Origin of the sequence: Archangium sp., from assembly GCF_036388035.1 — a bacterium.
Classification (GTDB): Bacteria; Myxococcota; Myxococcia; order Myxococcales; family Myxococcaceae; genus Archangium.
Genome location: NZ_DASVSO010000599.1, coordinates 1 through 8,996, shown reverse-complemented (window position 1 = coordinate 8,996; position 8,996 = coordinate 1). Strand labels below are relative to the sequence as shown.

Here is an 8,996-nt window from a genome sequence, read left to right as displayed (position 1 = left end):
TCTCCGGTGACTCGCCGCTCGCCGTCGCCTTCGCTCGCCTGCGCCAGCCTCCGCCGGACCCGCGCGCGAAGCTCGCCGTGCCGGACGCGCTCGCCGAGCGGGTGCTGCACTGCCTCGCCCGTGAACCCGAGGAGCGCCCCGCGAGCGCCACGCAGCTCGCCCTGTCCCTGCGCGCGTGGCTGGAGTCCACCGGCGAGCCGGCCCCCACGAGCCCGGCCCTCACGACGAAGCCCGCCCTGTCCCCTCCGCCCGCGAGCCTGGGGGCCCCCACCGTCTCGCGCACCGCCGCCGGGCTCACCACCACCGTCACCAGCGAGCAGGGTGTGGCCGTCCTCCCGCTGCGCTTCCAGGGCCCTCCGGAGCAGGCGTATCTGGGCGAGGCGCTCACCGACTCGCTCATCGACGTGCTGTCGCGTACGCGCGGGGTGCGTGTGCCCAGCAGCGGCACCACCGCCCGCTTCCGCAACGAGCGGGAGCCGCGCGCCGTGGGCCAGGAGCTGGGCGTGGGCTTCCTCGTCGATGGCGTGGTGCAGAGCGCGAGTCCCCTGGTGCGGCTGTCCATCCGCCTCGTGGACACGGCCCACGGCACCCAGCTGTGGAGCGGCCGCTTCGAGGACTCCTCCCCGGACACCTTCGAGCTGCAGGATCGGCTGGGCCAGCGCGTCACCGAGTCGCTGCGCATCGAGCTGCGGCTCGCCGCTCACCGGGAGCTGCTCCCACCGGAGGCCCTGTCGCTGTACCGCCAGGCCTTCGTCCAGGGCTACACCCCCGGCTTCGCCTCGGACATCGCGCTGGGCTGGTTGGAGCAGTGCCTCGAGCTCGCGCCGGACTTCCACCCCGCCATGGCGCTCCATGCCCTCTTCAGCCTGAGGATGTGGTTCGCCGGCGCGTCGGACCCGAGTCGCGACTGGGAGGCGGTGGCCCGCGCCAGCGTCGCCCGCGTCCTGCAGCGGGCCCCCCAGCTCGCCGAGGCCCAGCTCGCCCGGGCCATCCTCGCCGGGCAGGAAGGGGACTGGCGCGGGGCCGTGCTCGCCGCGCGGGCCGCGCTCGAGGCCGCTCCCACCTTCCCCGTGGCCATGCAGTTCCTCGGCAGCCTCCAGTGCGAGGCCGGGCGGGCCGACGATGGCCTCGTCCTCCTGCGGCGGGCCTTCGAGCTCGACCCCAGGCTGGGGCTGAGCCTCTTCGAGCTCGCCCGCTGCAGCGCCCTGCACGGCCGCATGGAGGACTACCGCCAGGCCAGCGAGCGGCTCGACAAGTTCACCGCCTATCGGATTCCAGCGCTGATGATCCGCCTGCGCGTCTCCGCCTGGACGGGGGACCTGGACGGCGTGCGGCAGTGCAAGCGCGCGCTGGAGGACGAGACGACCGCTGGGGCCCAGAATGGCGTCCGCTATGCCGCCGCGGTGCTCGGCGAGGTGGACCCGCTGGCCTCGGTCGCTCCCCTGGATGCCTTGCTTTCGAGGCCGCTCAATCCCCGGTTCGCCTCGCTGATGCGCCAGCTCGCCACCGAGCAGCTCGGCCTCACCGGGCACCCGGAGAAGGCCCTGGAGTACTTCCTGCGCGCGGCCGAGACGGCGCTGATCGACCTGGAGTGGACCGACCGCTGCCCCGCGCTCGCGCCCCTGCGTGCGCTCCCTGGCTTCGCCGAGGGCCGGCGTCAGGTGCGCGCCCGGGTGGCCGCCATCTGGAACGGGTAGGCGCTCCCTACTGGCTCCCAGCGGGCGAGGGAGGCGTCTTCGCCCGCCGGGCCCGGTGGTAGTGCGCCACGCACAGCTCCTTGGCCAGCACCGGCCTGCCACAGTCCGGCTCCTTGCAGCGGGGAGCCTCTTCCAGGGGCGCCGCCTGCCCGGGCTCCCGCTGGCCGAACATTGCCTCGGCCACCGCCAGCAGCCGATCCACCTCGGCCCGGGACAGCCCACGCGAGCGCACGAGCTCCACCAGCCGGTGTGCCCCCGCCGCCTCGTCCTCCTCCACCCGGAAGAGCTCCGCCAGGGGCACGCCCAGCGCCGCAGCCACCTGGACGAGCGTCTCGTAGCTGGGGCTGCGCTCGCCCCGCTCCAGGAGCGAGGCGAAGCTCACCGAGATGCCACAGCGGGCGGCGAAGTCCTCCTGGGTCAACCCCCGCCGCTCACGCAGGGTGCGGATGCGGCGCGCGAGCCCCTGGAGGTGCCCGCTCGCATCCTGGGCTGACGGGGAACTGGAGCGCATGGCCAACCCATGTTAGCGCACCCCATCTGTTAAGGTCTCGCGCCGTCGCAGGTCCCCCCGCGCGAGGGACGCCCCAGGAGAGCACCCCGGCCATGCAAGCTGTCGAAGGGATTCACTACTACTTCCGCAAGGCCGCGCGCATCATGGACGTGGGTGAGCGCATCGAGACGCTGCTCGCCACGCCCCTGCGCGAGGTGAAGGTCCAGGTCTCCATCGAGCTCGACAGCGGGGAGATCCGCACCTTCCACGGCTACCGCATCCAGCACGACAACAGCCGCGGCCCCATGAAGGGCGGCCTGCGCTACCACCCCACCATCTCCCAGGACGAGTGCGTGGCGCTCGCCTCGCTGATGACGTGGAAGACGGCCGTGGTGAACCTGCCCTACGGCGGCGCCAAGGGCGGCGTCGCGGTGGACCCCACCCAGCTGAGCTTCAAGGAGATGGAGCGCCTCACCCGCAAGTACGTGGACCAGATTCAAGACGTCATCGGTCCCACCCGCGACATCGCCGCGCCCGACATCAACACCAACCCCCAGGTGATGGCGTGGATCATGGACCAGTACTCGCGCTACCACGGGCACTCGCCGGCCGTCGTCACCGGCAAGCCGCCGGAGCTGTACGGCACCAAGGGGCGTGACTCGGCCACCGGGCGCGGGCTGCTCTACATCACCCGCGAGATCCTCCGGGACACGGGCATGCCCATGAAGGGCACGCGCTTCGCCATCCAGGGCTTTGGCAACGTGGGCAGCCACACCGCGCAGCTGCTGTGGCAGGACGGGGGCGTGGTGGTGGCCGTCGCGGACGTGTACGGCGGCGTGTTCAACCCGCAGGGCCTGGATGTCCCCGGCCTCTTCGAGCACGTCAAGCGCACCGGCACCGTCACCGGCTTTGGCGGCGGCCAGGCCTGCAAGAGCGAGGACGTGCTGGCCGTCGACTGCGACGTGCTCATCCCCGCCGCGCTCGGCCATGCGCTCAACCGCACCACCGCCAACGCGGTGCGTGCCCGGCTCATCATCGAGGGCGCCAACGGCCCCACCGACCCCGAGGCCGATGAGATCCTCGAGAAGCGCGGCGTGCTGGTGGTGCCGGACATCCTCGCCAACGCGGGCGGTGTGACCGTCAGCTACTACGAGTGGGTGCAGAACCTCCAGCACCTCTCGTGGGAGGAGGAGCGGGTCAACGCCGAGCTGGAGAAGACGATGAAGGAGGCCTACGACCGGGTGGCGCAGATCGCCCGCTCGCGCAAGGTGACGTTGCGCACCGCGGCATTCATCCTGGCGATCGGCCGCGTGGGCAAGGCCACCGTGCTGCGCGGTATCTGAGACGAGCAGTCAGGCAGCCTTCTGCCCGAGGCCCCCTCCCCTTTCGCCTGGGCACCGCATCGGTTATCAGGCGCGACACAAGCCCATGGTCACGCTCCAGCAAATCGAAGACGCCCAGCAGCGCATCGGAGAAGCCGTCTACCGCTCGCCCTGCCCGAAGTCCGAGCAGTTCAAGGAGCTCACCGACGTCTCGGCGCTGTACTGCAAGCTGGAGAACCTGCAGCGCACGGGGGCCTTCAAGGAGCGCGGGGCCCTCAACAAGCTGCTCACCCTCACGCCGGACGAGCGCGCCCGCGGTGTCATCGCCGCCTCGGCGGGCAACCACGCGCAGGGGCTCGCCTACCACGCGGGTCGCCAGGGGGTGAACACCACCATCGTCATGCCCGAGCGCACCCCGCTCATCAAGGTGACGCGCACGCGCTCCTACGGCGCGCGGGTGGTGCTGCACGGCGCCAACTTCGACGAGGCCTACGCCGAGGCCCTGCGCATCCAGGACCGGGACAACCGCGTCTTCGTCCACCCCTTCAATGATCCGCTCATCGTCGCCGGCCAGGGCACCATCGGCCTGGAGCTGCTCGAGCAGATTCCGTACATGGACATGGTGGTGGTGCCCATCGGCGGTGGCGGACTCATCTCCGGCGTGGCATGCGCGCTCAAGGAGACCAACCCGCGCATCAAGGTCATCGGCGTGCAGGCCGCGGCCATCGCGAGCATGAAGGCCTCGGTGGACGCGGGCAAGCTGGTGGAGCTGCCGGCGGGCACCACCATCGCGGACGGCATCTCGGTGAAGCGCCCCGGCGACTACACCTTCGAGATGATCCGCCGCTACGTGGACGACATCGTCACGGTGGACGAGGAGGAGCTCGCCAACGCCATCCTCCTGCTGCTCGAGCGCGAGAAGTCGGTGGTGGAGGGCGCGGGCGCGGTGGGCCTGGCGGCGCTGCTCAACGGGAAGATTCCCTCGGCGCGCGGCCGCAAGGTGGTGATGCTCATCTCGGGCGGCAACATCGACGTCAACCTCGTCAGCCGCATCATCGAGCGTGGCCTGGTGAAGGACGGGCGACTGGTGCGGCTGGTGGTGCGCATGCCGGATCGGCCGGGGATGCTCGCGCGGCTCACGGCGGAGGTCGCCCAGCAGGGCGCCAACATCGTGGAGATCTACCACAACCGCGCCTTCTCCAAGGCGGGCCTGGGCGAGGTGGCCGTCGAGGTGACGCTGGAGACGCGCGGGCGCGGCCACATCCAGGAGCTGATCGGCAGCCTGTCCCAGAATGGCTGGCAGGTCGCGGAAGAGACCTGAGCGGGATTCAGCGGCGGGGCCACTTCGCGCCGGGGCACCGGCTCGGCGATACTGCACCCCATGCGCGCCCTGATCCTCGCCGCCCTGCTCTCCGCCAACCCGCCCCCTCCGCCCGCGCAGGCCCAGAAGCTCGCCGCCCAGCGCGCGTGGGAGGACCTCTACCTCGCCTACTCCTCCGCGGACCCCAAGGGCTACGAGGCCCCTCAGCGCCGCACCATCGCCGCCTCCCTCCTCAAGGGCTGTGAGGCCCTCGCCGGCTCCGACGCGGTGATGGCGTACTCGCTCGGCGAGCGCGCCGTGGCCTTCGAGGAGACGGCCGGCGGTCTGCGCTGCCTCGCCCGCACCGCGCTCGCCACGGACCAGCGCGGCTCCGCCGAGGAGGCCCTGCGCCTGGGCCTGGAGCACTTCCCCAAGGACGGCCACTTCGGGCTGGAGCTGGGCCGGATCCTGCTGGAGGACAAGGATCCGCAGGGCGCGCTCGCCGTGCTCGGCCAGGTGCCACCGCGCTCGCCCCAGGCCTCCAAGGCCAGGGCGCTGATGCAGAAGGCCCGCAGCCAGTCCTCCGAGGAGACCCAGGCCCGCGCCCAGGCCCGCGCCATCGAGCGGCGCTTCACCGGCGAGACCGAGGACAAGGGCAAGGGCTCCGTCGAGCACGCCTCCGCCTCCTCCGGCCTCTCCTATGAGTCCGGCGTGAGCGCCGACGGCATGCGCACCCGCGCCAATGGCCGCTTCGTCGTGAAGTACTTCAACAACGCGCGCGACTTCGGCCAGCGCGCCGAGTACGAGGGCCGCATCGTCTCCGCGCTCGACGAGGCCTATGTCCACACGCGCCAGGTGCTCGGCGAGGCGCGCGAGGCGCCCGTGGACGTCATCCTCTACACCCGCGAGGAGTTCCGCACCCACCAGGGCTCGGCCCTCGCGCGCATGGTGGCCGGGCTCTACTCGGATGGCGCCATCCGCATCAACGACGCCGCCGAGCTCACCCAGCAGACCAAGGCCACCCTCGTCCACGAGTACGTCCACTCCGTGGTGGATGACCTCGTCAACCTCGCCTCCGGCGGCCAGCAGGTCCCCATCTGGCTCAACGAGGGCCTCGCCGAGTACGTGGAGTGGCGCTACCTCGGCAGCGACAAGCCGCCCCAGGCGCTGGGCGCTCGCATGCGCGCCGCTGCCCAGGCCGGCAGCCTCCCCCCCCTCTCCGCGATGGCCGGCCAGGCCCTCATCCAGCAGAGCGACCCCGGCATGGCCTACGGCACCTCGGCCGTCGCCGTCCGAGAGCTGCTGCGCGACGGAGGGCCTGAACGGCTGCTCGGCCTCATCCGCGAGGTAGGCCAGGGCACCCCCTTCGAGGAGGCCCTCCAGCAGCGCTACGGCCGCAGCCTCTCGCAGCTAGAAGAAGCCGTCACGGCTGCCCTCTCGCGGAGGTAACGGGCAAGCGGATTCCCCGACCGCGAAGTTTACCCCTCCTCCCGAGTCTCTTAGACTCGCGACCGGAAATTTTTTTCGTTTAGGCGCTGCGACGCGAGCCCCGGACTCGGGTCCGCAGCGAGGTGACGGATGTCCGACACGCGTGCGGCGATGAGGGAGTTTCGCTTCCTGGATGAGAAGCGGACGCGGGGAATCCTTTCCCCCGCGGAGGAAGCTCGTTGGAGCGAGCTACAGGGGCTCCTGGGTGCCCAGGGTGCGCCCACGCAGGAACCAGCCGCGGCCATGGACCCCGCGCAGCAGCCTCAGGGCTACTACGGCGCCGATGGCCAGTGGTACGCCTACCCCGCTGACTATTCTCAGTCCGGCTACGACCCGCAGGGGTACGATCCCAATCAGGCCTATGCGCAGCAGCCCCAGGGCTACTACGGCGCCGATGGCCAGTGGTACGCCTACCCCGCTCAGGGCGGCTACGACCCCAACCAGGCCTATGCGCAGCAGCCCCAGGGCTACTACGGCGCCGATCGCCAGTGGTACACCTACCCCGCTCAGGGCGGCTACGACCCCAACCAGCCCTACGATCCCAACCAGGCCTACGTGGCCACGCAGGGTCAGCCCTACGCCGATCCGCAGCAGGCCTACGCGGCCGTCGATGCCGAGCAGCAGCCATATCCGGCCTACCCGCAGACGGCCGAGGACGTGTCGCAGCCGGCGCAGGAGCCCGCCCGGATCAGCCTCGAGAGCGAGAACCTCGACGTCCCCGCGCTGAGAACCTCCGCTCCCTGGTCGGAGTCCACGCCAGAGCCCGCCGCGCCTGTCGACGCCCTGCCCGAGCTCGAGGCCGAGCCCGAACTCGAGGCCCAGCCCGAGTTCGAGGCCCAGCCCGCCGCCGAGGACGTCTTCGAGGTCTCCGACACCGACGTCACGCCCGTCAGCGAGGCCACGCCGATTCCCGAGCGGCTCGAGGAGCCCGAGTCCGTCGACATGACCGGCTGGGAGGAGCCCGCTTCCGCACAGGCCGCGGAGGAGCTGCCGACGCTCGAGGCCTCGCCCGAGCCGGAGCCCTCGTCTCCCATCGAGCTGGGCGAGGACGACTTCTCCTCGCTCAACTCCGACCTGACCGCTCCCGCTCCCGCGTCCGCGCCGCCCGTGGCGGAAGAGCCCCTCATCCCGGTCCGGACCATCGAGGTACAGCCCACCGACATCCAGCTGCTCGAGGGCGCTGTCGAGGAGCAGCTCGCGCCCGAGCCGGTGCTCGCCGAGGAGCCCTCGGCCCCGGTCTCCACCGAGTGGGACTCCGCGCCGCTCGCGGTGGACCAGGAGTCGGGCTCCGCCGCGACCCCGCCGCACGCCGACGCCGAGTCCTCGGACCTCGCCTTGCTCGAGCAGAACCGGATGGAGATCACCGCGTCGTACGCGATCCCCGCGTACCCGACAGGTGATGTCTCCCTGCTCGAGATGGATGTCACGGCGCCTTCCGCTCGGCCCCTGCCTCCCCTGGAGGAGACCGCGGCCGTCGACGAGACGCCCACGTTCGACGTCTCCGACCTCGAGGCCACGCCCGAGGCGGAGCCCGTCCCCACGCTGGACATGCCGTGGCAGACCGACGCCGAGACGGCAACGCTCGAGGCGAGCCCCGCCATGCCCGCCGCGGAGGAGCCCACCTTCGACGTGGCCGACCTCGGTGCCGAGGTGGAGCCGATGCCCGCCCCGGCCTTCGCGGTCGCGTCGCACGTGACCACGCTGGAGCTCAACCCGGTGCAGGTCGCGCCCGATCTCCATGCGGATACGGTCGAGATCGCCGACACGTACGAGCCCGGGGCCTTGCAGTCCGAGCACAACACCCTGGCCTGGGGCAGGAACGAGATCGTGTCCTCGGGCGAGCAGCCGTTCGACCTCGCCGGGGATCCGGGCGAGCCCGTGCCGCTCGTCAGCACGACCGAGTTCCTGGGTCATGCCGATGAGACCGGGATGTCCGTGTCCTCCGAGCCCATCCCGCTCGAGACGTCAGATGCCAGCGCGAGCTGGAGCGGAAACGAGGGCTCCAGCGAGGGCCTCCAGCTCGAGAGCGCCGCGGAGTACATGAGCACTCCGGAGTTCGCCTCCGCCAGTGCCACCTGGGGTCACCAGCCGGAGAGCGAGGAGCTCGCGGCGGAGACGACCGCCCCGGAGGAAGCGCCCGAGAACACCACGGCGTATGGCGACGGCCTGAGCGCGGAGGGCGAGCTGCCCTCCATCGAGGCCCAGCCCGAGTGGAGCGCGTCGGCCGAGGAGTCGGCGCCCATCGAGGTCCAGGCGGAGTGGACCTCCACCGAGCCCGCCACCGAGGAGCCTGTCGCCGAGGCCCAGCCCGAGTGGGCGACCCCGGCCGAGGAGCAGCCCGTCCTCGAGGCCCAGTCCGAGTGGTCCGCGCCCGCCGAGGAGCAGTCCGCGATCGAGGTCCAGGGCGAGTGGTCCGCGCCCGCCGAGGAGCAGCCCGTCGAGCAGCCCGTCCTCGAGGCCCAGCCCGAGTGGTCCGCGACTGCCGAGGAGCAGCCTGTTGCCGAGGCTCAAGCCGAGTGGGCCCCTCCCGCCGAGGCCCAGCCCGAGTGGAGCACTCCGGTCGAGGAGCAGCCCGTTCTCGAGGCCCAGCCCGAGTGGAGCACTCCGGTTGAGGAGCAGCCTGTTCTCGAGGCTCAAGCTGAGTGGGCCACTCCCGCCGAGGAGCAGCCTGTTGCCGAGGCTCAGCCCGAGTGGGCTAC

General features: G+C 71.6%; 5 protein-coding genes and 1 pseudogene. 5 read left to right on the top strand and 1 reads right to left on the bottom strand.

All coding sequences use genetic code 11. The annotated features are described in order from the left end of the window. On the top strand, positions 1–1,697 hold a 1,697-nt coding region (locus VF697_RS24430), incomplete at its 5' end, for a serine/threonine protein kinase (protein ID WP_331098950.1). 7 nt (positions 1,698–1,704) lie between these two features. On the opposite strand, the gene VF697_RS24425 is transcribed toward VF697_RS24430, so the two are convergent. After that, entirely contained in the window at positions 1,705–2,208 is a 504-nt protein-coding gene (locus VF697_RS24425) for a helix-turn-helix domain-containing protein (RefSeq protein ID WP_331098948.1), read from the bottom strand. A 92-nt stretch (positions 2,209–2,300) separates the two neighbouring features. On the opposite strand from VF697_RS24425, the gene VF697_RS24420 reads away from it, so the two are divergent. The 4 genes and pseudogenes from VF697_RS24420 to VF697_RS24405 all read left to right on the top strand — a co-directional run. Continuing rightward, complete coding sequence (locus tag VF697_RS24420) at positions 2,301–3,530, top strand: Glu/Leu/Phe/Val family dehydrogenase (protein ID WP_331098946.1); 1,230 nt, start codon at positions 2,301–2,303, stop codon at positions 3,528–3,530. Between the two features lie 85 nt (positions 3,531–3,615). Then, positions 3,616–4,830: a threonine ammonia-lyase gene (gene ilvA, locus VF697_RS24415; protein WP_331098944.1), complete on the top strand. Its 1,215-nt coding sequence runs from the start codon at positions 3,616–3,618 to the stop codon at positions 4,828–4,830. A 60-nt stretch (positions 4,831–4,890) separates the two neighbouring features. Continuing rightward, positions 4,891–6,258, top strand: a complete 1,368-nt coding sequence (locus VF697_RS24410; protein ID WP_331098942.1) for a peptidase MA family metallohydrolase — start codon at positions 4,891–4,893, stop codon at positions 6,256–6,258. Between the two features lie 282 nt (positions 6,259–6,540). Next, a pseudogene (locus VF697_RS24405) lies at positions 6,541–8,996 on the top strand (hypothetical protein); the annotation flags it as partial.